This is a genomic window from Photobacterium ganghwense (genome assembly GCF_017329545.1).
In the GTDB taxonomy this organism is placed as follows: domain Bacteria; phylum Pseudomonadota; class Gammaproteobacteria; order Enterobacterales; family Vibrionaceae; genus Photobacterium; species Photobacterium ganghwense.
The window spans coordinates 2873069-2897303 of record NZ_CP071325.1 but is presented as its reverse complement, the minus strand read 5'-3'; the positions used below and the strand labels follow the sequence as shown (position 1 = coordinate 2897303).

Here is a 24235-nt window from a genome sequence, read left to right as displayed (position 1 = left end):
GCTTTTTTTATGGCTGCCAGTGATAACCGGGCGATATTAAGGACAAGGGTTAGAGTATTGAATTCCGACCGCTTGCAGATCGGCCAGTACTTCGTCACTTAGCGTCAGATCGATACTCGCGATATTCGCTTCCAGTTGTTCCAGGTTAGTAGCACCGATGATGTTAGAAGCAACGAACGGACGCTGGTTCACAAAGGCCAATGCCATTTGCGCCGGATCCAGGCCGTGCTTACGTGCCACATCCACATAGGCTGCGGCCGCCGCAATACCCTGAGGGTTAAAGTAGCGCTGGAAGCGTTCAAACAATGTACACCGGGCACCTTCCGGGCGGGCACCGTTGAGGTATTTGCCGCTCAGTGTGCCGAATGCCAGTGGTGAGTAAGCCAGTAGCTCAACGCCCTCATGGTGGCTGATCTCGGACAATCCGACTTCAAAGCTGCGGTTGAGCAGGTTGTAAGGGTTCTGAATGGAAACGACGCGCGGCAGCTCATGTTTTTCTGCCAGACGCAGGAACGACATCACGCCCCATGGCGTTTCGTTCGACAAGCCGATGTAGCGAATTTTACCCGCACGTACCAGTTCAGCCAGCGCTTCCAGAGTATCAGTGATTGTGACGCCGGAGTGATCTTCTTTATATTCATAATTCAGCTGACCGAAGCAGTTGGTTTCCCGCTGGGGCCAGTGCAGCTGGTAAAGATCGATATAGTCCGTTTGCAGACGGTTCAGGCTGTCTTCGACGGCATCGTGGATATTGCGGCGATCCAGCGCCATATCCGGGCGGATATAGGGAAGGTTACGAGGCCCGGCAACTTTGGTCGCCAGCACCACTTTGTCACGGCGACCGGTCTTTTTCAGCCAGCTGCCGATATAGGTTTCGGTCAGTCCCTGTGTTTCCGGTTTTGGGGGGACTGGGTACATTTCAGCGGTGTCGATAAAGTTCACACCGCGCTCAAAAGCAAAATCCAGTTGGCTGTGAGCATCCTGTTCACTGTTCTGTTCACCAAAGGTCATGGTGCCAAGACAAATTTTGCTCACCTCCAGGGTGGAGTGAGGAATTTTATGGTATTTCATCAGCCCTCCTTGGACTGCTAGCCTGTCAAATTGTGGGCGGACCCTAATATGACTATATCCTGTGTCAGCGGCTCTGAGAAGAGCAGGTAAACCCTGGAAATTCATCCTAGCAGCTTGATGATGTTGCAGTTCTGACCAATAGTTACTGGACGGAAAGCGATGGGAGAGATTATGAAACTGTCACAGTTTAAACACTGGACCCGGTCAGAGCAGGGAGATATGCCGCGCTGTATTCTGACCAGTTATGCCGGATGTGCGGATTATTTGATGGAAGTGGAGTATAAAAATCAGCTGGAGCCGCTGAAAGATGACAATGACCAAATGGTGACTTTTCAATCAATTGAACAGGTTAGAGAGCTGCTCAAACCTCTCGGTATCTCCTCCGTGACCCTGAGAGTGACCGATCCACACGATGAATGTATGTCGACCGATGGCCAGTCGGGCAGTTGCCAGCAGGATATGACGATTGCGTTGTAAGCCTGAATTTGTTGCGTCGCCGCCTGTTTGCCTGCCCTTACTGGATTTTGAGGTTACTGGTGTCAGAACGTGGCGATGAGTGAGGTGCTTATATGATGAGTTTTTTGAGCTCTGCGGTATGAGATCACTGCGTTATTAGATGACAAAGTATCGTTCCAGCAGGCTCGCCGTGAACGGGGTTTTCAGGTAGAAGCCACGCGGCTGCGTTTTTATCGGCTGACCGTTGGCACCGTAGGCTTCAGTCAGTACCCGCCCGTTTGCGGCTTTCGGCCGCAATTGTAAGACCTCGCCATGGCGGGCCGTGATCTGCTCAACCTGACCGAGGACAATCATGTCCATCAACTCTTCCCAGTCACGCCGGAGTTGCTGTTCTTCCTCCGGTGACGGGCTCCAGAGCAGGGGGGAGCCGACATGACGATCCCCGAGCGGAATATCCCGCTCCCCTTCAACCGGCATCCACAGGACGCGCGCCAGTTTATGGCGGATGTGGCTGTTTTCCCAACTGACTCCCTGCAGGCCGATCAACGGGGCAACACAGACGAAGGTCGTTTCCAGCGGTTTGCCGTTGTAGCCAATCGGGATTGTCTTGAGTTCGATCCCCAGTTCAGCGAAATCCGGTACCGGTTTACTGCCGGCGGTGGCGCCAAGATGCCATTCCAGCAACTGTCCCACCCAGCCTTTATCACGACGCAGATCCGGAGGTGTGATCATGCCGGCGGCATCGGCCAGTTCGCCCAGAGTCAGGCCGGCCAGAGACTGGGCTCGCTCCAGGAGTTCCTGTTCAGTTTTTGGGGTTGGTTGCATCGTTACGGTACCTCACACTGTGGCTCGCTATCCTACCACAGGCCGTAGGATGAATCATAAAGTGGAGAACAGCGGAGAGATACGGATCATCCCTCAGAGGGCTGATCACCGTAATGACGCAGCAATATGCGCAGGTGATAATAATAAGTTATTGATTTTATTTTTAATTTCTAATGATATTTAGCTGGGTTACGTTTCTGACCTCTCCGGGAGAAAAGCAGAATGATCTTACAGAATTAGTTATCCACAGGTGGGGAGGTATGCATTTCATTCAGCCTAGAAACTGAGGATTTATACAGGGGTGTGTTGTTATTTTGCGCGCTTGGTTGCGTCATTATTGAGCGGTTGATGATTTTTGATGTGGATAACGTCAAGGGTGGTGGATCTTTAACCGATCCCGGTTTTTTAAGTTATGGCATTTGCTATGAATTCAGGGTTTATGGGGTTTTGTTTTGTTAGTTATTGTTTTGTAGTTTATTTTTTGATTTTTTCGATCTTGGGGTATGGCGGTTTTCGTGGGGGTTTTAAGGATAAAACAGCGGGATTTACGGCTTCTTCACAAATCTATCCACAGAAAACGTGTATAAATGTGGCCTAGGTCTCATTGCTCTGTTTATAAAACCAGCGGAGCTGAAAAGTTATCCAGAAAGTGAGGCTTCAGTAAGAAAATAGAATGATAAATAAGAATGTTTGTTTACCCCCAGCATTGTCTGTGAAAAAATCACTGTTAATAGAGATTTATACTTGAGGTCGTCCAGTGATTGATGGCGATGGATACCGCCCGAATGTGGGAATCGTGATCTGCAATAGCCATGGCCAAGTATTCTGGGCTCGACGATATGGACAACATTCCTGGCAGTTTCCCCAGGGAGGCATTGATGAGGGAGAAACCCCCGAACAAGCCATGTACCGGGAACTGTATGAGGAAGTGGGGCTTACCAAGAAAGATGTTCGGATTATTGCAACCAGCCGTCACTGGCTGCGCTACAAACTGCCGAAGCGTTTGGTACGCTGGGATTCTAAGCCTGTTTGTATCGGGCAGAAGCAGAAATGGTTTTTGCTTAGCCTAGAATGTGATGAGTCAAAGGTGAACATGCAGCGTGGCAGCACACCGGAGTTTGATGGTTGGCGTTGGGTCAGCTACTGGTACCCGGTGCGTCAGGTTGTGTCCTTTAAGCGGGATGTCTACCGGCGGGCGCTGAAAGAATTTGCGGCAATGGCCATGCCGTTTAAGGAGCGCAAGGAACGCAGGAAGCGCCGGGTTAAACGGAGCTGATCCAAACGAAGTGGAGCAGGCGGGAGATGCTGACACAACTGAGAGAAATTGTTGAAAAAGTAGCAAGTGCACCAAGTCTGCTTGATGCGCTGGATCAGTTGGTGGTCAGCACGTGCAAGGCAATGAAAACGGAGTGCTGCTCTGTGTACATTGTCGACAACCGACGCAGACGCTACACCCTGATGGCAACGCAGGGGCTGACTAAACCGCACCGCCATGTCGGCTTAGCCTTTGGTGAAGGGTTGGTGGGGCTGGTGGCGGAACGCGCCGAACCCATCAACGTTGCTGATGCTCAGCATCATCCTCATTTCAAGCACATCCCGGGCACCGGGGAAGAAGTCTTCGGCTCTTTTTTCGGTACCCCGATCATTCACCAGCGCCAGGTACTGGGCGTGCTGGTTATTCAGCAGCGCGATCAGCGCGAATTTGACGAAAGCGAAGAATCTTTCATGGTTACGCTGGCTGCCCAGCTGGCGATGATCCTTGCCCATGCCAAAGCTCAGGGCATGTGGCCGGATCAGCATGACGGCTTACACCTGATGGGCTCTGCGGCATCAACCGGTGTGGCGATTGCCCGCGCCTGGTGGGATGATAATCAACCCCGTCTGGAAGCGATCGCTCCGGCATCCTGCCTGGATTCAGAAGCCGAGCAAGAGCGGTTAAGCATTGCCATTGAAATGGCCAGTGCGGAGTTCCGTCGGCTTCGTAAGCGCTTTGACAGCGAGCTGCACAAAGAAACGCTGGCAATATTTGATCTGTTCAGTCACTTGCTCAACGACCCGATGCTGCGCAAAGATCTGTTCAGTAAGGTGGCGGGAGGCGATCTGGCTGAGTGGGCCATTCGTCAGGTCGTTGAAATTTATTCCGCGCGCTTTGCCAATATGAAAGACAGCTATCTTAAAGAGCGGGCGCGGGATATTCGCGAGCTGGGCCAGCGGTTGCTGTTCTTCCTTCACAACGACGAAGTGGCAGACATTGAATGGGATGAGCCGATCGTCCTGCTGACCCGGGAGCTGACTGCCGGCATGCTGGCCAGTGTGCCGCGCGATAAACTGGCGGCGGTGGTGTCACAGGAAGGGGCTGCCAACTCGCACGCGGCTATTCTGTCGCGGGCACTGGGTATCCCCGCGATTATGGGGGTGGACTTTGTACCGGAAAAAATTCACAACTGCCGGGTTATTGTCGATGGGTACCGTGGTGATCTGCTGGTCAACCCCAATCGGCATGTATTGGCAGAATACACCCGTCTGCTGCGGGAAGAGAATGAGCTGGCCAAAGTCGTCGAAGGCGATTTAGGGAAGCCGGCGAAAACGCAGGACGGAGAGCGTATTCACGTCTACCTGAACGCCGGGCTCAGTGCCGATACCAGCATTGCAGTAAATCGTGGCGTGGACGGCGTTGGGCTGTACCGGACCGAAGTGCCGTTCCTGATGCAGCGCAGCTTCCCTTCTGAGGAAGAGCAAACCCAGCAATACCGTTCGATACTTTCCACCTACCGTGACAAACCGGTTGTTATGCGTACGCTGGATATTGGTGGGGATAAACCGTTGCCCTACCTCACGATTGAAGAAGATAATCCTTTCCTTGGCTGGCGCGGGATCCGTTTTACGCTCGATCATCCGGAAATTTTCCTGATGCAGGTCAGGGCGATGCTGCGGGCCAGTATTGGGTTCGACAACATGGATATCCTGCTGCCGATGATTTCTGGCATTGCGGAGCTGGATGAATCGCTGCGACTGATTGAACGTGCGTATACCGAGGTGGCCAGCATTGCGCTGGAGCAGGGCTACCGCCTGCGCCGCCCGCGCATCGGGATCATGATTGAAGTGCCTTCCATCCTCTATCAGCTGCCGGTACTCAAAGATCGGGTGGACTTCATATCCGTCGGCAGCAATGACCTGACCCAGTATTTGCTGGCCGTGGACCGGAACAACGCCAGGGTTGCCGGTGTCTATGATGCGTTGCACCCTGCAGTACTGCACGCGCTCAAGCACATTGTTGAAACCAGCCGTCAGTATCAGCTGCCGGTGAGTGTGTGCGGTGAACTGGCGGGGGATCCGATTGGTGCGCTGCTGCTGGTAGGGATGGGGTATCGCTCTTTGAGTATGAATACCCGAAACGTCGCCAAAATAAAATATATTCTGCGCCATATACCGGTCACGGAGATGGAGCAGTTGGCCGATTATGCGCTGAAGGCAACTGTCGCGGCGGATGTTCGTGCCAAAACCACTGAATTTGTTGATGGACATGGCCTGGGTGGGTTTATCCGGGCTGGTAAATAGAGAAAATGACTGAAAATTTTGCGGGGCCGTTGAGCCTGTTTGCTGCTTACAGCAATGAAATCTGGCTGTTTGCTGTGTGTCTGGGCCTGGGTGCCGTTGTCGGGGTACTGGCCGGGTTACTGGGGATTGGCGGAGGGCTGGTTGTGGTTCCGGCACTGGTGTGGTTGTTGCCGCTGGCTGGCATTGAACCAACCCTGGTGATGCATATTGCGCTGGCGACCTCGTTGGCAAGTATTGTGCTGACATCCGGCGCTTCGGCGCGAAACCACTTTCGCCTCGGCAACATCGATGTTTCCATTGTGCGCAGTCTGGCGCCCGGCGTGATTCTCGGGGGACTGGGGGGCAGCGTGGTGGCTGAAATGGTTCCGTCCCATATGCTACCGAAAATTTTTGCTGTGATTGTATTGTTGCTTGGGCTGCAAATGCTGGCGTCGATGCGGTTCTCGTCACAGCGCCCGCTGCCGGGCGGAGTGCGTCTGTTTGGCTCGGGTGGGCTGATCGGTGTGGTATCCAGCCTGGCTGGGATCGGAGGCGGGTCATTGACGGTGCCGTATCTGAGCTGGCACGGTGTTGAAATGCGCCGCGCCATTGGCTGCGCCTCTTTTTCCGGTGCCCTGATCGCGATTGCCGGGATGGCCGGTTTCATTGCTGCCGGGGTGGGGGATCAGAATCTGCCGCTGTTCAGTATCGGCTATGTGTATCTGCCCGCCTTGCTGGGGATTGTGCTAACTTCCATGTATACCACCCGTTTTGGTGCCGCCTGGGTCAGCCGTTTACCGACCCCGGTACTAAAAAAAATCTTTGCAATTTTTCTGTTATTTGTCAGTGTGAAAATGTTTACGGGCTAAGATAGCTGGCAAACTTATGTATATGTTGAGAATGATTTGATGAGCCAAGGTTATTTGACGTTTCCGAATATAGACCCGGTATTGATTGAAATCGGGCCGTTGGCCATACGCTGGTATGGGCTGATGTACTTACTGGGGTTTGTCTTTGCAATGTGGCTGGCAAACCGTCGGGCAGACAAGCCGGGCAGTGGCTGGACACGTGAGCAGGTCAGCGATCTGCTGTTCGCCGGCTTCCTTGGTGTTGTGCTGGGTGGCCGTATAGGCTACGTGCTGTTTTACAACTTTGACATGTTCCTCGATAACCCGCTGTACCTGTTTAAGGTATGGACCGGCGGGATGTCGTTCCACGGTGGTCTGTTGGGTGTGATTACGGCGATGTGCTGGTACGCCTACCGACACAACCGTACCTTCTTTAATGTGGCTGACTTTATTGCGCCACTGGTGCCGTTTGGGCTGGGGGTTGGCCGACTAGGGAATTTCATCAATGGCGAATTGTGGGGACGCCCGACAGATATGCCATGGGGCATGGTGTTCCCGACTGGCGGGCCGCTACCGCGTCATCCGTCTCAGTTGTATGAATTTTTCCTGGAAGGGGTTGTACTGCTGCTCATCCTGAACGTGTTTATCCGTAAACCGCGTCCGGCAGGTGCGGTATCTGGCCTGTTCCTGTTTGGTTACGGTAGCTTCCGGTTTATCGTTGAGTACTTCCGTGAACCGGATGCCCATCTTGGCTTGTTTGGCGGCTGGATCAGTATGGGGCAGATCCTGTCTTTGCCGATGGTGATTGCCGGTGCACTGATGATGCTGTGGGCATACAAATGCCAGCCGAAAAGCAAGACCGCATAAACTGTCAGCTATGTACCCCAAAGGCAGCTTGAGAAGGCTGCCTTTTTTGTCTCCGGGCGGTGCGATTCCCGGTCGCTGAATTGGCCATTTTTCGGTAGAATTGCCCCTAATTTTTTGTAAGTTTGGATCAGCGGAATGAAGCAGTATTTAGAATTGTGTCAGCGCATAGTTGACGAAGGGGTGTGGGTCGAAAACCAGCGCACGGGCAAGCGTTGCCGTACGGTGATCAACGCCGATTTAACCTACGATGTAGCCAACAACCAGTTTCCGCTGATCACCACCCGTAAAAGCTTCTGGAAAGCCGCGATTGCCGAGCTGCTGGGTTATATTCGCGGCTATGACAACGCCGCCGATTTTCGTGCGTTGGGCACGAAAACCTGGGACATGAACGCCAATGACAACGCAGCCTGGTTGAACAATCCGCACCGTAAAGGCGAAGATGACATGGGCCGCGTCTACGGGGTTCAGGGGCGAAGCTGGCGTAAACCAGACGGCACCACCATCGATCAGCTGCGCAAAATTGTTGACGACCTCAGCCAGGGGATTGATGACCGGGGCGAAATTCTGACGTTTTACAACCCGGGAGAATTCGACATGGGCTGTCTGCGTCCTTGTATGCACACTCATACTTTCTCACTGCTGGGTGATACGTTGTACCTGACCAGTTACCAGCGTTCATGTGATGTCCCTCTGGGCCTGAACTTCAACCAGATTCAGGTTTACACACTGCTGGCACTGGTGGCGCAGATTACCGGGCACAAAGCTGGTCAGGCTTACCACAAGATTGTGAATGCACACATTTACGAAGACCAGCTGGAACTGATGCGCGATGTACAGCTTAAACGTGAGCCGTTCCCATCACCACAGCTGATTATCAACCCGGACATTAAATCGCTGGAAGACTTGGAGACCTGGGTCACCATGGATGACTTTGAGGTGGTTGGCTATCAGCACCACGATCCGATTAAGTATCCGTTTTCGGTTTAAGCTTTCGCTATTGGGCGAGTGCCAGGGAAATGTACCGGCACCGTTTCCGACAGAAAAGAAAAAGCCCCGCAGCAGTGCTGCGGGGCTTTTTGTATTTGGTTTTTCAGCCTGTTGTCGCTTACTTAGGCTGTCAGTGCCAGGATTGAGCTTGGCAGGGCAATAAATACCAGGCCGATGTAGGCTGCAACCGCTGCTTTGCTTTTCGTACCCAGGTCACCCAGGAAGAAAGCGCCTTTCAGTGGCAATTCACGCAGGAACGGTACACCGTAAATCAGCAGAGTGGCCAGCACGTTGAATGACAGGTGAACCAGCGCGATTTGCAACGCGAATACTGCGAACTCACCGGTGACGGCTGTAGCGGCCAGCAGGGCGGTAATACAGGTACCAATGTTCGCACCCAGTGTAAACGGGTAGACGTCACGCACTTTCAGCACGCCGGTACCAACCAGCGGTACCATCAGACTGGTCGTGGTTGAAGACGACTGAACCAGAACGGTAACCAGGGTTCCTGATGCAATACCATGCATAGGGCCGCGACCAATTGCGCTTTTCAGGATGTCGCGAGCACGGCCAACCATCAGGCTGCGCATCAGTTTACCCATCGCGGTGATTGACACGAAGATCAGACCGATACCGACTAAGATCATGAACACACCACCCATCGAGCCCATGCCTTCCAGTGGGGCTTTGATCAGCTCGACGCCCGGCTTGGTCACCACTTTCATGAAGTTCATGCCATTCATGCTCATGTTGCCCGCATCCAGCATCGGGGATACCAGCCAAGAAGAGACTTTGTCTAACAGGCCAAACATCATTTCGAGCGGCAGGAAGATAAAGACCGCCAGCAGATTAAAGAAGTCGTGAACAGTGGCACTGGCAAAGGCGCGGCGGAATTCTTCTTTACAGCGTGCGTGACCCAGGCTGACCAGCGTATTGGTCAGAGTGGTACCGATGTTGGCACCCATCACCATTGGAATCGCTGTTTCCACCGGCAGGCCGCCGGCTACCAGACCGACGATGATCGACGTTACCGTACTGGAGGACTGGATCAGCGATGTCGCGACCAGACCAATCATCAAACCGGCAATCGGATGAGAGGCAAATTCAAAAAGCGTTTTAGCTTGTTCACCGACAGACAGTTTGAAGCCGCTGCTTACCGTTGAAACGGCGACAAGCAGGACATACAGCATGAACGCCAGGTTTGCCCAGCGGACCAAGCGCATAGAGCTGCTTATTGGTTGTTCAGCAGTAGTGGCTTGGGTAGTCATAATCATTTCTCCGTGACAGGAATATGTCGTTTGAGTGTCATTTCGTTGAAATCTGTCGGCGATGGTAGAGGGGTTATATTTCAGAAATATGACACTGCCTGTCATAAAGTCATTTTGTGGTTATTTTATGAGCAATAAACTCTGGTTCTGGTTGTCATTAATTCTTTACTTTGTCTGTTACTTACTGATTTTTAACTGGTTTGTTGGGCTCTGATGAATTTGTGAATTAGACCATGATTTTACTGTTTTTTGAGAATAATTTGGTTTTTTCGAGTGAGTTTTAACAAATCTGGCGCGTTGTGTATCGGCTTTTGAGTCAAAATTGCAATAGTGCGGATATTACTTTCTATAAGGTTTAAATCATCGGTTTTCCCGAGTGTTTACTTCTAAACAAACGACTTAACAGTTTGGCGGTGTGACGACTAAACTAATTTTACTTTTTTATTGTGACATTCGTTTCATGGAAAGGAGTTCCGGTCGATGACCGATGCAATTCGTAAATTTTTAAAATTAGAGTCCGCTGGCGGAATCATTCTGATTATTGCGGCAGTGATTGCGATGATCATTGCCAACTCACCACTGCAGGATGTGTATAACCACACCCTGCATAGCTATGTAGCCGGACTTTCTGTCGCTCACTGGATTAATGATGGCCTGATGGCAATCTTTTTCCTGCTGATCGGCCTGGAAGTTAAGCGCGAGCTGATTGAAGGTGCCCTGAATACTAAAGAAAAAGCGATATTCCCGGCGATTGCCGCGGTCGGCGGCATGATTGCCCCGGCACTGGTGTATAGCCTGTTTAACATGAACGACCCTCTGGCGATCCAGGGCTGGGCAATCCCGGCTGCGACAGACATTGCGTTTGCCTTGGGCATCATGGCGCTGCTGGGTAACCGTGTACCGGTTTCACTGAAAGTGTTCTTGCTGGCACTGGCCATCATTGATGACTTGGGCGTAATCGTGATTATCGCACTGTTCTACAGCAGCGATCTGTCGACCATTGCTTTGGCTGTTGCGTTTGCATCAACCGCCGCCCTGTTCATCATGAACGCGAAAAATGTCACCAAGTTGTCCTGGTATCTGATTGTGGGTGCGGTGCTTTGGGTCAGTGTGCTGAAGTCGGGTGTCCACGCGACGCTGGCTGGAGTTGTGTTGGGCTTTGCTATCCCGCTCTCTGGGAAAGAAGGCCACAGTGATCAGCATTCACCGCTGAAGCATCTGGAGCATGCCCTGCACCCGTATGTGGCGTACCTGATTCTACCGCTGTTTGCCTTCGCAAACGCAGGTATCTCGCTGGAAGGTGTCTCACTGGCAGGCCTGACATCGATGCTGCCGCTGGGTATTGCGCTTGGCCTGTTGATTGGTAAGCCGCTGGGTATTTTCACCGCAAGCTACCTGGCAGTGAAGGCTGGTTGGGCGAAAATGCCGGAAGGCATTGGCTTTAAACATATTTTTGCGGTCTCTGTACTGTGTGGTATCGGTTTTACGATGTCGATCTTCATCTCGTCACTGGCCTTTGTCGGTGCACCGGAAGACTTCAGTACCTATTCTCGACTGGGGATCCTGATAGGGTCTACGGCCTCTGCAGTGATTGGTTACTTCCTGCTAAGCCGTGCCTTGCCTAACAAGGAGGTATAAGATGAAACGTTCTCTGTATCTGGTTTCTATGCTGTTCTCTGCGGCGGTGATTTCGGCGCCTGATTATCAGGGCTGTACCGCAGCAAGCAATTCAGAAGTGTGTCAGGCTTACCTGGCTGGCTTGAACGACGGAAAGACGGCGCGAACGGCCTCGATGGCTGAAGCGCAAGACGGCTTCCGCTCCCGGGCACTGGAACAACGGGTTGGAGAGCGTTATCGGAAAATGGCCCAGACTGAGCAAAAAACAGCCTCAGTACCACAAGTATTCTGACGTTAACTCACCGCTACTGGCTGTGCGACCCAAGATGGCCTGTCAGCAGTGACGTTAACCTGAATCGAGAGACATTTTGAGTTGAAGGTCCCGGAAGCTCAGCGTAAGCTGGCTTCTGGGATTTTTTCTTTCTGGCTGACGACATAGCGTGCGTGAGCCGGACAACATGGTTTCAAACGATGTCTCACCTTAATTACAACCACCTCTATTACTTCTGGATGGTCTGCAAACAGGGCTCAGTCACGAAAGCTGCCGATGCACTGTTTCTCGCCCCTCAAACAGTAACTGGCCAGATTCGGGCGCTGGAAGAGCGACTCAAGGGCAAGCTGACAAAACGGGTTGGACGTAATATCGAACCGACTGAACTCGGCCAGCTGGTTTTTAAGTACGCGGATAAAATGTTCGACCTCAGCTATGAAATGCTGGATATCGTCAACTATACCCAGCGGGAAAACCTGCTGCTGGAGGTTGGGGTGGCAGATGCCTTGTCAAAAAGGCTGGTCAGTAAGGTGCTGATGGAGGGCCTGCCGGAAGACGAGCGTATCCACCTGCGCTGTTACGAATCTACCCACGAAATGCTGCTTGAGCAGCTGTCCCAGCACAAGCTGGATATGATTTTGTCTGATTGTCCGGTCGACTCCAGCCAGAGCCCTGGCCTGTACAGTAAAAAGCTGGGCGAATCGAGCATGAGTTTCTTCTGCTCTGATACTGATAAAGTCCAGAATTTCCCTGCCTGTATCGAAAATTACAAATTGCTGATTCCGGGGCGGCGTACCGCGATGGGGCGGAAGCTGCACCACTGGTTTGATCGCATGGGAATCACCCCCAATATCCTTGGCGAGTTTGATGATGCGGCGCTGATGAAAGCGTTTGGCTTGTACCAGAAATCGATGTTTGTTGCCCCGTCCATTTATGCCGCAGAGCTGGAAGAGGGTAATCAGAACATTCACGAAGTGAAGCGGGTGAGGGAAATAAAAGAAGAGTATTACGTAATTTTTGCTGAGCGGATGATCATGCACCCGGCGGTAAAACGTATTTGTGAGGCAGATTTTAGGAAATTGTTTAAATAAGGTTGAGCTGATTGCTGTAATTATCACCACCTTCTGCTAGAAAACCCCGTAGTTTTTAAGTATATTAGCATTAACTAAACTTAGTGGGTGGTAGTAGTATGGAACTACAGCAAATGGAGCAGAACGCTCCGAAGGCGGTAGCCCTGCTTAAAGCCATGGCCAACGAACGGCGTTTGTTCATTCTGTGTTATTTGCTGGAAGAAGAAATGTCGGTCGGCATGATGAGTGACAAGCTGGGGCTAAGTCAGTCGGCCTTGTCGCAGCATCTGGCCTGGCTACGGCGCGATGGATTGGTTGAGACACGCAAGGAAGCACAGACGGTGTACTATCGTCTGAAAAGCGATGAAGTCAGATCAATGATTCAGCTTTTGCACAAGATGTATTGTCATGTTGAATGACTTTCCGCGGAGAGCGGATATAAAAAAACCGGCTAATGCCGGTTTTTTTATTGAATCAAAGGGCTCAAATTACAGAGCTTTGATTTTAGCAGCAAGACGAGCTTTGTGACGTGCAGCTTTGTTTTTGTGGATCAGGCCTTTAGTAGCCATACGATCCATAACAGGTTGCATTTCAACGAAAGCTTGAGTTGCAGCTTCTTTGTTGCCAGCTTCGATAGCAGCAACAACTTTCTTGAAGAAAGTACGCATCATAGAGCGACGGCTAGCGTTGTGCTTACGACGTTTCTCTGAAGTGATCGCACGTTTCTTAGCAGATTTGATGTTTGCCAAGGGTATAACTCCAAAACTTGGTACGGTGACAATTTAAGGCCGAGGACTATGCCTGTTAAACCGAAGATTGTCAAATGATTTGTGCAAATAACCGCCGAACCAATTGAATTGGCACTTGCGGAATAACACGGTTAATATGGCGGCAGATTTTACCAGCATTTGGACTCGGAAGTCACCTTTTGCGTCCATCTTTAAGAGGTTTTTTTTTGTGAGCAAGCGTCTTTTGCGCTCAGGGCTGATTGTCAGCACCATGACACTGGTCTCCAGAGTGCTTGGTTTGGTCCGCGATGTGGTCGTCGCAAATCTGATGGGGGCCGGTGCCGCCGCGGATGTGTTCTTTTTTGCTAATAAAATTCCTAACTTTCTGCGTCGATTATTTGCCGAAGGTGCTTTCTCGCAAGCCTTTGTTCCGGTTTTGACCGAATATCATGCCTCTGGGGATATGGATAAGACGCGGCAGTTGATTGCGCGGGCTTCCGGAACTCTGGGTGGGATTGTGACCCTGGTTACCTTGGTGGGTATCCTGGGCTCCGGGGCCGTCACTGCGCTGTTTGGCTTCGGCTGGTTTCTTGACTGGGTAAATGACGGTCCGGCGGCGGCGAAATTTGAGCTGGCCAGTTTGCTGCTGAAAGTGACCTTCCCGTATCTGTGGTTTATCACGTTCGTCGCGCTGTCTGGAGCCATTTTAAATACGCTGGGTAAGTTTGCGATCTCTTCCTTTACCCCGGTGTTTCTGAATGTCGCTATTATTGGTTGTGCCTGGTTCCTGTCTCCGCAACTGGAGCAGCCAGAGCTGGGACTGGCGATCGGGGTCTTTCTGGGCGGGCTGATCCAGTTTCTGTTCCAGTTGCCTTTCCTTAAGAAAGAGGGATTGTTGGTGCGCCCGCAGTGGGGATGGCACGATCCAGGCGTGGTGAAAATCCGCAAGCTGATGCTGCCTGCGCTGTTCGGGGTGTCAGTCAGCCAAATTAACCTGCTGCTGGATACCTTTATTGCCAGTTTCCTGATGACCGGCTCAATCAGCTGGCTCTATTATTCCGATCGCCTGTTGGAATTTCCGCTTGGGCTGTTTGGGATCGCCATTGCGACGGTGATCCTGCCGGCGCTGTCGCGCAAACATGTCGACGAAAGCCGTGAGCAGTTTGCACACACCATGGATTGGGGCGTGCGTATGGTGCTGCTGCTTGGGATTCCGGCCATGCTCGGCATGATGATACTGGCCAAGCCGATGCTGATGGTACTGTTTATGCGGGGCGAGTTTGGTGTCTATGACGTGAACCAGTCGGCGCTGTCGTTGTGGGCGATGTCGGCCGGTCTTTTGAACTTCATGCTGATCAAGATCCTGGCCCCGGGCTACTACGCCCGTCAGGATACCAAAACGCCAGTGAAAATCGGTATTATCGCCATGGTCAGTAACATGGTGTTCAACGGCATGCTGGCCCCGTTCTTTGGCTATGTCGGGTTGGCGATGGCAACCGCGCTGTCGGCGCTGGTTAATGCCGCGCTGCTCTATCGTGGGCTGCACCGGGAAGGCGTGTACCAACTGACCAGTGAAACGCTGTGGTTCGTTGCGCGACTGGCACTGTCTGGCGCTGTGATGGTGGCGGTACTGCTGTGGATGCTGCCGGGGATGCAGCAGTGGCTCGACTGGTCACTGGCACATCGTGCGCTGTGGCTGGCAGGTTTAATTGGTGCCGGTGCCATGGCATATGTGATATCGGTCATCGCGCTGGGTGTTCGTCCGCGTCACCTGCGTACTGCTGGCTGAGGAAACTCCCTCTCTATTTTATAGGTGCAGATTTCGGTTCTGGCGCTGGCTCTGATGTTGGTGTATGCCCTCAACTGAAACGGGCCAATCGAAAGACACAGATAGGAGGCGGGGGAGAGAAATACACGTAAACTGGCTATAAAACAGTCAGTTTATGATTCGAATTGGTATGATGGGTTCAGAGTAGTATATAATCCGTCAGTTTTTCACTCTGCGAAACTGAAAAAAGACGCATGGAATTAATCCGAGGAATACATAACATCAAACCCAGTCACCACGGTTGTGTGCTGACAATTGGTAATTTTGATGGGGTACATCTGGGGCATCAGGCTGTGCTGCGTAATGTCATGGCTGAGGCGAGCTCGTTGGGCCTACCTGCGGCCGTCATGAGTTTCGAACCCCAGCCTCAGGAGCTGTTTGCCGGGGATAATGCGCCGGCGCGGTTAACCCGTTTTCGCGACAAGTACTTACAACTGAAGCAAGTTGGGCTTGACCGTTTTCTGTGCGTTCACTTCAATCATCACTTTGCCAGCCTGACAGCAGAAGATTTTGTCCGGCGCTTGTTGGTTGAGCAATTGGGTGTTAAGTTTCTGGTAGTTGGCGATGATTTTCGCTTTGGTAAAGGCCGAAGCGGAGATTACGCGTATCTGCAGGCTGCCGGCAGGCAATACGGCTTTACGGTAGTCAGTACGCAGAGTTTTTGTGTCTCACAGCAGCGTGTCAGCAGTACCGCTATTCGCCAGGCTCTGGCGGAAGACAAGCTGGAACTGGCTGAGTCCATGCTAGGGCGTCCGTTTAGTATCTCCGGGCGCGTCTCCCATGGGCGGAAACTGGGACGGACAATCGGATTTCCGACTGCGAATGTCCCGCTCAAGCGCCGGGTATCACCGGTGTCCGGCGTTTATGCTGTCGAGGTGTATGGTGTCGCAGCGACGCCACTTCCGGGTGTGGCCAATGTCGGCCGACGACCTACCGTTAACGGGGTTCGTCGCCAACTGGAGGTACACCTGTTTGATTTTCAGTCTGATCTTTACGGAGCCCAGATTGAAGTCGTGTTGCGGCATAAGCTCCGCGACGAAAAAAAGTTTGAATCATTTGATGCGTTGAAAGCACAAATTGAGCGTGATGCCCAGTCCGCACGGGTGTGGCTGGCTGAGCGAAATAATGTCCAACTTCGTCCAAGTAACGGAATCGAGAATCAATGAGCGACTATAAAGATACCCTGAACCTGCCTGAAACAGGGTTTCCGATGCGAGGCAATCTAGCTCAGCGTGAGCCAGCAATGCTTAAGCGTTGGTACGATGAAGATCTTTACGGTGAAATCCGTAAAGCCAAGAAGGGTAAGAAATCCTTCGTATTACACGATGGCCCTCCATACGCCAACGGTGATATTCACATTGGTCACGCGCTAAACAAGATTCTTAAAGACATTATTATTAAGTCAAAGACGCTGTCTGGCTTTGACGCACCATATATTCCTGGCTGGGACTGTCACGGTCTGCCTATCGAACTGATGGTAGAGAAAAAAGTCGGCAAACCGGGCCAGAAAATCACGGCGGCAGAGTTTCGTGAAAAATGTCGTGAATACGCTGCGGGTCAGGTAGAAGGCCAGAAAGAAAGTTTTATTCGCCTGGGTGTACTGGGTGAGTGGGACAAGCCGTACCGCACGATGGACTTCGGTACTGAAGCCAATATTATTCGCTCGCTGGGCAAAATTGCCGACCAAGGCCACCTGCTGAAAGGCTTCAAGCCAGTACACTGGTGTACTGACTGTGGTTCAGCGCTGGCTGAAGCTGAAGTGGAATATAAAGACAAAGTTTCACCTTCTATCGACGTGCGTTTCAAGGCTGTGGATGAAGCGGCTACCGTAGCGAAATTCCATTGTGCTGATGGCCACACTGGTGAAGGTGATGTGTCTATTGTTATCTGGACCACCACGCCATGGACTCTGCCTGCAAACCGTGCAGTGGCGGTGCGTGATGATCTGGAATACGTACTGATTCAGGTTGAAGGTGAGAAGAAAGAGCGTCTGATCATGGCTGCCGAGCTGGCGAAAGACGTGATGGATCGTGCCGGTATTGAGCACTACCACAACCTGGGCTTCTGTAAAGGGGCTGATCTGGAACTGGTTCGTTTCCAACACCCGTTCTACAGCTTTGATGTACCGGCGATTCTTGGCGATCACGTTACGACTGAATCGGGTACAGGTGTAGTACACACTGCTCCTGGCCACGGTCAGGAAGACTTCGCGGTGGGTCAGAAATACGATCTGGAAGTGGCGAACCCTGTGGGCAGCAACGGTGTATATCTCCCTGACACTGAACTGTTTGCTGGTCAGCACGTATTTAAAGCCAACGATGCCGTGGTCGAAACGCTGAAAGAGCACGGTGCGCTGCTGCACCACCATGCGTACGAGCACAGCTACCCGCACTGCTGGCGCCACAAAACGCCAATTATCTTCCGTGCAACGCCACAATGGTTCGTATCAATGGATCAGGCTGGCCTGCGCGCGAAAGCGCTGGAAGAAATCAAAGGCGTTCAGTGGATGCCTGAGTGGGGTCAAAGCCGTATCGAGTCAATGGTGGAAGGTCGTCCGGAGTGGTGTATCTCACGTCAGCGTACTTGGGGTGTGCCAATTGCTCTGTTCGTTCACAAAGAGACGCAGGAACTGCATCCGAACACAGCTGAACTGATTGAGAAAGTGGCTCAGTTGGTTGAGCAGAAAGGCATTCAGGCTTGGTGGGATCTGGATCCGGCAGAGCTGATGGGTGACGCCGACGCGGCAAATTACGAGAAAGTGCTGGATACGCTGGACGTATGGTTCGATTCCGGTGTGACTCACTTCTCCGTGGTTGACAGCCGTGAAGAGTACCATGGCAACAGCGCCGATCTGTACCTGGAAGGTTCTGACCAGCACCGCGGTTGGTTCCAGTCTTCGCTGATCTCATCGGTAGCGATGAAAGGCAAGGCACCGTACCGTCAGGTTCTGACTCACGGTTTCGTGGTGGATGGCCAGGGCCGTAAGATGTCTAAATCTATCGGTAACGTAGTTGCGCCAAAAGATGTGACCAACAAGCTGGGTGCTGACATCCTGCGTCTGTGGGTTGCTTCAACCGACTATACTGGTGAAGTTGCCGTTTCTGATGAAATCCTGAAACGTTCTGCTGATGCGTACCGTCGTATCCGTAACACCGCACGTTTCTTCCTGGCGAACCTGAGTGGCTTTAACCCGGCGACCGATTGCGTAGCGGCGGAAGACATGGTGGCACTGGATCGTTGGGCGGTAGGTCGTGCGAAAGCGGCACAGGCTGACATCATCAAAGCCTATGACGAATACAACCTGCACGCTGTAACTCAGCGTCTGATGCACTTCTGTTCCATCGAGATGGGCTCTTTCTATCTCGATGTGATCAAAGACCGTCAGTACACAGCAAAACTTGGCGGTCACGCACAACGTAGCTGTCAGACTGCACTGTTCTACATCATCGAAGCGATGGTTCGCTGGATGGCACCAATCATGTCGTTCACGGCCGATGAAATCTGGAACGAGATGCCGGCTGCGCAGGGTAACGGTGAGTCGCGCGAGAAGTTTGTCTTCACTGGTGAGTGGTTCGAAGGCCTGTTTGGTCTGGCGGACGGCGAAGCGCTGAACAACGAATTCTGGACTGAAATCCAGAAAGTACGTGGTGCGGTGAACAAGCTGCTGGAGTCTGCCCGTAACGATAAAGTGATCGGTGGCGCTCTGCAGGCAGAAGTGACACTGGCTGCTACCGCTGAACTGGCGGCGAAGCTGAATCTGCTGGAAGACGAGCTGCGTTTTGTGCTGCTGACGTCTAAAGCGCAAGTGGTCACCGTTGACAGCAAGCCGGAAGACGCGCAGGAAACTGACGTAGATGGTCTGTATGTGATTGTGAAAGCGTCTGAAGCTGCGAAGTGTGACCGTTGTTGGCACCACGTTGCTGATGTTGGCACAATCGCAGGTCACGAGTCTATCTGTGGCCGTTGTGTCAGCAACGTTGAAGGTGATGGCGAAGAGCGTAAGTTTGCCTGATGAGTGATTTATCGTCTGAGAACAAGCTGTCGTTGAAACAATCGGGAGTCCGCTGGCTATGGCTGGCGGCTCTGGTGTTCATCGTGGACATTGCCAGCAAGCTGGTGGTCATGAATACCATGGAGTACGGATGGCCTAACCGCATCGAACTTCTGCCGTTTTTCAACCTGCTGTACGTTCATAATTACGGGGCCGCATTCAGCTTTCTGAGCGACGCCGGTGGCTGGCAGCGTTGGCTGTTCACAGCGATCGCTCTGGGGGTTTGTGCGTTACTGGTTTTCTGGATGCGCCGCTCGCCGGCATCCAACAAGCTGGCGAACAGCAGCTACGCGATGATTATCGGTGGTGCGCTGGGTAACCTGTTTGATCGGATGTATCATGGCTTTGTGGTGGATTTCCTGGACTTTTATGTCGGGAATTATCACTGGCCGGCATTCAATATTGCCGATACGGCAATCTGCATCGGTGCTGGCCTGATTATCCTCGAAGGCCTGATTGACGATAAGAAAAAGCAGCCGGTTAAACACTGATCGCCTCCTTGGCTAAGATAACCCTGAGCGCCGTCCGTTGATACGGGCGGCGCTTTGTTGTTAAATGGGCGGGATAAAACATGCCCGGCGACAAAGAAGCCGTCGTTTCCCTGCGCGAAAACCGCCTGTGAGAGAAACGAAAACCGGTGCGCTGCCGCTGCAATGACGCAGCCTGTGCTGCCGGGTGGATAACGAATGAACGTAAAAGGACCCTACATGTCGGTGATTACGGAAAACAGCGAAGTACTGATGCATTTTGCCATCAAACTGGAAGACGGCTCAGTGGCGGATTCCACCCAGGCAATGGGTAAACCGGCCAAGTTCCGGATGGGCGACGGCAGCCTGACCGAAAATTTTGAAAGATGCCTTTTAGGTCTGACCCAGGGCGAAAAAAGCAGCTTTGAGCTGGAACCGGAAGATGCCTTCGGGATGCCGAATCCGGATAACATTCACCATATTGATCGGACCCGCTTTGGTGCTGAAGCCCCGGCGGAAGTCGGCAACATTATCGCATTTGCCGGTCCGGACGGGCAGGATATTCCGGGCATCATTACGGATGTAACCGGTGATTCTGTGACTGTCGACTTTAACCATCCGCTTGCCGGGCAGCGCGTGACTTTCGATGTGGAAGTCGTTGCCATTGAAAATTAAGAGCAGCTAGCAATGAAAATCTTACTCGCAAACCCCCGTGGTTTCTGTGCCGGTGTTGACCGCGCGATCAGTATCGTCGAGCGTGCGCTGGAACTTTACCAGCCGCCAATCTACGTTCGCCATGAAGTTGTCCATAACCGCTTTGTGGTGGAAGGGCTGAAGCAGCGCGGCGCGATTTTTGTCGAAGAGCTGCACGAAGTGCCGGATGACAACATCGTGATCTTCTCTGCTCACGGCGTGTCGCAGGCGGTTCGCAACGAAGCCAAGGCCCGTAACTTGACAGTGTTTGACGCAACCTGTCCACTGGTTACCAAGGTCCATATGGAAGTTGCCCGCGCCAGTCGCCGGAATATGGAAGTGGTGCTGATTGGCCACGCCGGCCATCCGGAAGTGGAAGGCACTATGGGGCAGTATGCGAGTGAAACCGGCGGCATGTATCTGGTCGAGAAACCAGAGGATGTGGAAGGGCTGCCGGTTAAAGACCCAAGCAACCTGCATTACGTCAGCCAGACCACTCTGTCTGTTGATGAAACGGCAGATGTGATCAACAAACTGCGGGAAGTGTTCCCGGAGATTCAGGGCCCGCGCAAAGACGATATCTGTTACGCGACTCAGAACCGCCAGGATGCCGTGCGTGAAATGGCCGCCGATGTTGATGTGATGATTGTGGTGGGGTCTAAAAACTCTTCTAACTCAAACCGCCTGCGTGAACTGGCTGAAAAGCTTGGTACTCCGGGTTACCTGACTGACTGCGCCGAGGATATCGACAGCAGCTGGTTTATCGACAAAGGCAAAATTGGCGTTACCGCAGGGGCCTCGGCACCAGAAGAGCTGGTTAATCAGATCATCGCCCGTATTCAGGCGCTGACCGGCGCGGAAGTGGAAGAGCTGACTGGCCGTGAAGAAAATATGTTTTTTGAAGTGCCGCGCGAGCTGCAGGTCAAAAACGTCGGCTGATTGAGCTCAGCCTGGCATTAATCCGAGCCCCGGCCAGTCGCCGGGGCTTTTTTTATCTGTCTCAACAGGCTACATTGGGAGACACCGAAACGAATTCACCCAGGGAGAAATTACGCAATGGTAAGAATTGCGATTGCTGGTGCGGCAGGACGCATGGGCCGCCAGCTGCTGAAAGCGACACACCTGTCTGAGCAGGCACAACTAGGCGCTGCCACAGAGCGTCCGGAGTCTACACTGGTTGGTGTGGATGCTGGCGAACTGGCTGGTCTGGGACCGGTATCCGTGACTATTGTTGATGATCTGGCGAAAGCCGTGGATGACTTTGATGTATTGATCGACTTTACGGCGCCGGTGGCGACGCTGGCGAATCTGGCCTTCTGTAAGCAGCATGGCAAAAAGATTGTGATCGGTACAACCGGTTTTACCGAGCAGGAGCGCGAGCTGATCGATGAAGCCGCCAAGACGACGCCGATTGTGATGGCACCGAACTATAGCGTCGGGGTGAACCTGGTGTTTAAGTTGCTTGAGAAAGCCGCCAAAGTGATGGGTGACTACTGTGACATTGAGATTATTGAAGCTCATCACCGTCACAAGGTTGATGCGCCGTCAGGCACGGCGATTGGCATGGGTGAAGCGATTGCCGGGGCCATGGGCAATAAACTCAGTGACGTGGCTGTCTACGCCCGAGAGGGGATCACTGGTGAGCGCCGTCGTGATGAAATCGGCTTTGCCACTATCCGTGCCGGTGACATTGTGGGTGAGCACACAGCGATGTTTGCCGACATTGGTGAGCGGGTAGAGATCACGCATAAGGCGACCGATCGCATGACCTTCGCCAATGGTGCTGTGCGAGCCGCCGCCTGGCTCAATGAGCGTCAGCCTGGCTTCTACACCATGCAGGATGTATTGGGACTGGATCAGCTGTAACCAGGTACCTTCCGACACAGATATCCCCAAACACACCCGATTAAAGGCCGTGACAGACGTAGTTTCTCTTTTCAGGGAGACTCGTTTGTCGCGGCCTTTTTGTTTTACGGCTTCTCAATAGCAACGTAAAAATACCTTTAGGGTATGCGTGGCGATGATTTACTCAGTATGTTTTGCATAAATAGTTAAATTTCATCTGTGGTTATGGTGTTTGCGTCAAAGTCTGCCGAGTATGGTGTTTTCGTGGTTCAAGGTTGGTTTTTTGTGGGTTTGTGGTTGATTTTTGTGGTCTGGCCATCAAAATGTTGGGTTATCTTTGGGGTTTTTGACGGTTTTTAAGGTGAGTTATTTTCTTTTAACATTCCAGGAAAAAGCAAACGATAAAATTTTTCTTGGTGTACGGGGTTGAATGGAAATACAGGACTTTTCTTGCTCTTTTGTCAGTCTTGATGCGTAATTTGGGTCAGTTGGCTGTAATCTTGTATTAATTTATTGTGAAAGGTTGACAGCGCAAACGGTCATCTCTAGAATGCGCGCAATTTGTCAAAAATGCGCTTGACTCGGCTTTTGACTTTGTATGGAATGAGTAACTGAAAATTTATTTGTTTCTATTGCATTATTATTATTCTTGGAGGTTGTCTTGAGTAAATCAGCGCTGTTAGTCCTGGAAGATGGGACAGTGTTCCACGGCGTGTCCATTGGGGCAGATGGTTCGGCCGTTGGTGAAGTTGTTTTTAATACCTCGATGACGGGGTACCAAGAGATCCTCACCGACCCTTCTTACTCTCAACAGATCGTTACTCTTACCTATCCCCACATTGGCAATACCGGAACGAATTCCGAAGACGAAGAATCCTCCTCCATCCACGCTCAAGGCCTGGTAATCCGCGACCTCCCTCTTATCGCTTCCAACTTCCGTAGTCAGCAAACCCTTTCTGATTACCTGAAATCCCAGAACATCGTTGGCATCGCTGACATCGACACCCGCAAACTGACTCGTCTGCTGCGTGAAAAAGGCGCGCAGAACGGCTGTATCATGGCGGGCGACAACCTGGATGAAGCGCTGGCACTGGCAAAAGCGAAAGATTTCCCGGGTCTGAAAGGCATGGACCTGGCGAAAGTGGTCTCAACAACGGAAATGTACGAGTGGAAGCAAGGTTCGTGGACGCTGGAAGGCGGGCTGCCTGAAGCGCAGGATGACAGCGAGCTGCCATACCACGTCGTTGCGTATGACTTCGGTGCCAAGCGCAACATTCTGCGCATGCTGGTTGACCGTGGCTGTCGTCTGACTGTCGTTCCGGCGCAAACGTCGGCAGAAGACGTGCTGGCTCTTAAGCCGGACGGTGTTTTCCTGTCAAACGGACCGGGTGACCCGGAGCCATGTACCTATGCCATCGAAGCGACCAAAGTGTTCCTGGAAAAAGGTCTGCCGATTTTCGGCATCTGTCTGGGCCACCAGATTCTGGCTCTGGCTAGCGGGGCGAAGACCGTTAAGATGAAGTTTGGTCACCACGGTGCCAACCACCCGGTTAAAGACCTAGATCGCAACGTCGTGATGATTACCAGCCAGAACCACGGCTTTGCAGCTGACGAAGAAACATTGCCGGACAATCTGCGTGCCACCCATAAGTCACTGTTTGACGGCTCCCTGCAAGGGATTCACCGCACTGACAAACCTGCGTTCAGCTTCCAGGGCCACCCTGAGGCGAGCCCGGGTCCGCACGACGCGGCACCACTTTTTGATCACTTTATCGAACTAATCAAACAGCACAGCGCCTAAGCCGG

The 24235-nt window shown here is 52.3% G+C and carries 22 protein-coding genes; 18 read left to right on the top strand and 4 right to left on the bottom strand.

Annotation, left to right across the window (positions count from 1 at the left end; all coding sequences use genetic code 11):
* Positions 1-36 precede the first annotated feature (36 nt).
* Positions 37-1071 carry an NADP(H)-dependent aldo-keto reductase gene (locus tag FH974_RS13130; RefSeq protein WP_047886470.1) on the bottom strand — a complete coding sequence of 345 codons (1035 nt, stop codon included), beginning with the start codon at positions 1069-1071 and terminating at the stop codon, positions 37-39.
* Between the two features lie 171 nt (positions 1072-1242).
* On the opposite strand from FH974_RS13130, the gene FH974_RS13125 reads away from it, so the two are divergent.
* Positions 1243-1548, top strand: coding sequence for a DUF6482 family protein (locus FH974_RS13125; protein WP_047886619.1), 306 nt, complete (start codon positions 1243-1245; stop codon positions 1546-1548).
* Between the two features lie 135 nt (positions 1549-1683).
* Here FH974_RS13125 and mutH read toward each other — a convergent pair whose 3' ends face one another.
* Positions 1684-2352: a DNA mismatch repair endonuclease MutH gene (gene mutH / locus FH974_RS13120; protein ID WP_047886471.1), complete on the bottom strand. Its 669-nt coding sequence runs from the start codon at positions 2350-2352 to the stop codon at positions 1684-1686.
* Between the two features lie 757 nt (positions 2353-3109).
* Here mutH and rppH point away from each other — a divergent pair.
* The 5 genes from rppH to FH974_RS13095 all read left to right on the top strand — a co-directional run bounded on the left by rppH (position 3110) and on the right by FH974_RS13095 (position 8591).
* Complete coding sequence (gene rppH, locus FH974_RS13115) at positions 3110-3628, top strand: RNA pyrophosphohydrolase (RefSeq protein WP_047886472.1); 519 nt, start codon at positions 3110-3112, stop codon at positions 3626-3628.
* A 26-nt stretch (positions 3629-3654) separates the two neighbouring features.
* Positions 3655-5910, top strand: coding sequence for a phosphoenolpyruvate--protein phosphotransferase (gene ptsP, locus FH974_RS13110; RefSeq protein ID WP_047886473.1), 2256 nt, complete (start codon positions 3655-3657; stop codon positions 5908-5910).
* A gap of 5 nt (positions 5911-5915) precedes the next feature.
* The gene (locus tag FH974_RS13105) at positions 5916-6758 is read left to right on the top strand and encodes a sulfite exporter TauE/SafE family protein (RefSeq protein WP_047886474.1); all 843 of its coding nucleotides are present in this window, start codon (positions 5916-5918) and stop codon (positions 6756-6758) included.
* Between the two features lie 39 nt (positions 6759-6797).
* Positions 6798-7604 carry a prolipoprotein diacylglyceryl transferase gene (lgt, locus tag FH974_RS13100; protein ID WP_047886475.1) on the top strand — a complete coding sequence of 269 codons (807 nt, stop codon included), beginning with the start codon at positions 6798-6800 and terminating at the stop codon, positions 7602-7604.
* A gap of 135 nt (positions 7605-7739) precedes the next feature.
* Positions 7740-8591, top strand: coding sequence for a thymidylate synthase (locus FH974_RS13095; protein WP_047886476.1), 852 nt, complete (start codon positions 7740-7742; stop codon positions 8589-8591).
* Positions 8592-8713: 122 nt separating this feature from the next.
* On the opposite strand, the gene FH974_RS13090 is transcribed toward FH974_RS13095, so the two are convergent.
* On the bottom strand, positions 8714-9859 hold the full coding sequence (locus FH974_RS13090) for a Na/Pi symporter (protein ID WP_047886477.1): 1146 nt from the start codon (positions 9857-9859) through the stop codon (positions 8714-8716).
* 480 nt (positions 9860-10339) lie between these two features.
* Between FH974_RS13090 and nhaA the strand changes: the two genes are divergently transcribed.
* From nhaA to FH974_RS13070, 4 genes are all read left to right on the top strand, one after another.
* On the top strand, positions 10340-11497 hold the full coding sequence (gene nhaA, locus FH974_RS13085; protein ID WP_047886478.1) for a Na+/H+ antiporter NhaA: 1158 nt from the start codon (positions 10340-10342) through the stop codon (positions 11495-11497).
* A gap of 1 nt (position 11498) precedes the next feature.
* A complete protein-coding gene (locus tag FH974_RS13080) occupies positions 11499-11768 on the top strand; it encodes a hypothetical protein (RefSeq protein WP_047886479.1) in 270 nt (89 codons plus the stop codon).
* A gap of 179 nt (positions 11769-11947) precedes the next feature.
* Entirely contained in the window at positions 11948-12838 is an 891-nt protein-coding gene (nhaR, locus tag FH974_RS13075) for a transcriptional activator NhaR (protein ID WP_047886480.1), read from the top strand.
* Between the two features lie 98 nt (positions 12839-12936).
* Entirely contained in the window at positions 12937-13236 is a 300-nt protein-coding gene (locus FH974_RS13070) for an ArsR/SmtB family transcription factor (RefSeq protein ID WP_047886481.1), read from the top strand.
* A gap of 69 nt (positions 13237-13305) precedes the next feature.
* Here the strand turns inward: FH974_RS13070 and rpsT are convergent, their stop codons facing one another.
* Entirely contained in the window at positions 13306-13566 is a 261-nt protein-coding gene (rpsT, locus tag FH974_RS13065; RefSeq protein ID WP_047886482.1) for a 30S ribosomal protein S20, read from the bottom strand.
* A 208-nt stretch (positions 13567-13774) separates the two neighbouring features.
* Here rpsT and murJ point away from each other — a divergent pair, with 208 nt between their 5' ends.
* The 8 genes from murJ (at position 13775) to carA (ending at position 24230) form a co-directional block, all read left to right on the top strand.
* A complete protein-coding gene (murJ, locus tag FH974_RS13060; protein WP_277991773.1) occupies positions 13775-15334 on the top strand; it encodes a murein biosynthesis integral membrane protein MurJ in 1560 nt (519 codons plus the stop codon).
* A gap of 233 nt (positions 15335-15567) precedes the next feature.
* Complete coding sequence (ribF, locus tag FH974_RS13055) at positions 15568-16539, top strand: bifunctional riboflavin kinase/FAD synthetase (protein WP_047886483.1); 972 nt, start codon at positions 15568-15570, stop codon at positions 16537-16539.
* On the top strand, positions 16536-19385 hold the full coding sequence (ileS, locus tag FH974_RS13050; RefSeq protein WP_207103336.1) for an isoleucine--tRNA ligase: 2850 nt from the start codon (positions 16536-16538) through the stop codon (positions 19383-19385). Before ribF ends, ileS begins: the two co-directional genes overlap by 4 nt.
* Positions 19385-19915, top strand: a complete 531-nt coding sequence (lspA, locus tag FH974_RS13045; protein ID WP_207103335.1) for a signal peptidase II — start codon at positions 19385-19387, stop codon at positions 19913-19915. The genes ileS and lspA overlap by 1 nt, the downstream gene beginning before the upstream one ends.
* Before the next feature lie 216 nt (positions 19916-20131).
* On the top strand, positions 20132-20566 hold the full coding sequence (gene fkpB / locus FH974_RS13040; RefSeq protein WP_047886486.1) for an FKBP-type peptidyl-prolyl cis-trans isomerase: 435 nt from the start codon (positions 20132-20134) through the stop codon (positions 20564-20566).
* Between the two features lie 12 nt (positions 20567-20578).
* Entirely contained in the window at positions 20579-21523 is a 945-nt protein-coding gene (gene ispH / locus FH974_RS13035; RefSeq protein ID WP_047886487.1) for a 4-hydroxy-3-methylbut-2-enyl diphosphate reductase, read from the top strand.
* Between the two features lie 117 nt (positions 21524-21640).
* Positions 21641-22450: a 4-hydroxy-tetrahydrodipicolinate reductase gene (gene dapB, locus FH974_RS13030; RefSeq protein ID WP_047886488.1), complete on the top strand. Its 810-nt coding sequence runs from the start codon at positions 21641-21643 to the stop codon at positions 22448-22450.
* Positions 22451-23090: 640 nt separating this feature from the next.
* A complete protein-coding gene (carA, locus tag FH974_RS13025) occupies positions 23091-24230 on the top strand; it encodes a glutamine-hydrolyzing carbamoyl-phosphate synthase small subunit (RefSeq protein WP_207103334.1) in 1140 nt (379 codons plus the stop codon).
* Positions 24231-24235 lie beyond the last annotated feature (5 nt).

Coding starts and splice junctions, on each gene's coding strand:
- FH974_RS13070 (WP_047886481.1), top strand. CDS start 12,937: ATGGAACTACAGCAAATGGAGCAGAACGCTCCGAAGGCGGTAGCCCTG.
- FH974_RS13130 (WP_047886470.1), bottom strand. CDS start 1,071: ATGAAATACCATAAAATTCCTCACTCCACCCTGGAGGTGAGCAAAATT.
- FH974_RS13090 (WP_047886477.1), bottom strand. CDS start 9,859: ATGACTACCCAAGCCACTACTGCTGAACAACCAATAAGCAGCTCTATG.
- FH974_RS13080 (WP_047886479.1), top strand. CDS start 11,499: ATGAAACGTTCTCTGTATCTGGTTTCTATGCTGTTCTCTGCGGCGGTG.
- lspA (WP_207103335.1), top strand. CDS start 19,385: ATGAGTGATTTATCGTCTGAGAACAAGCTGTCGTTGAAACAATCGGGA.
- ptsP (WP_047886473.1), top strand. CDS start 3,655: ATGCTGACACAACTGAGAGAAATTGTTGAAAAAGTAGCAAGTGCACCA.
- nhaR (WP_047886480.1), top strand. CDS start 11,948: ATGTCTCACCTTAATTACAACCACCTCTATTACTTCTGGATGGTCTGC.
- ribF (WP_047886483.1), top strand. CDS start 15,568: ATGGAATTAATCCGAGGAATACATAACATCAAACCCAGTCACCACGGT.
- fkpB (WP_047886486.1), top strand. CDS start 20,132: ATGTCGGTGATTACGGAAAACAGCGAAGTACTGATGCATTTTGCCATC.
- FH974_RS13105 (WP_047886474.1), top strand. CDS start 5,916: ATGACTGAAAATTTTGCGGGGCCGTTGAGCCTGTTTGCTGCTTACAGC.
- FH974_RS13095 (WP_047886476.1), top strand. CDS start 7,740: ATGAAGCAGTATTTAGAATTGTGTCAGCGCATAGTTGACGAAGGGGTG.
- lgt (WP_047886475.1), top strand. CDS start 6,798: ATGAGCCAAGGTTATTTGACGTTTCCGAATATAGACCCGGTATTGATT.
- ispH (WP_047886487.1), top strand. CDS start 20,579: ATGAAAATCTTACTCGCAAACCCCCGTGGTTTCTGTGCCGGTGTTGAC.
- FH974_RS13125 (WP_047886619.1), top strand. CDS start 1,243: ATGAAACTGTCACAGTTTAAACACTGGACCCGGTCAGAGCAGGGAGAT.
- nhaA (WP_047886478.1), top strand. CDS start 10,340: ATGACCGATGCAATTCGTAAATTTTTAAAATTAGAGTCCGCTGGCGGA.
- mutH (WP_047886471.1), bottom strand. CDS start 2,352: ATGCAACCAACCCCAAAAACTGAACAGGAACTCCTGGAGCGAGCCCAG.
- dapB (WP_047886488.1), top strand. CDS start 21,641: ATGGTAAGAATTGCGATTGCTGGTGCGGCAGGACGCATGGGCCGCCAG.
- ileS (WP_207103336.1), top strand. CDS start 16,536: ATGAGCGACTATAAAGATACCCTGAACCTGCCTGAAACAGGGTTTCCG.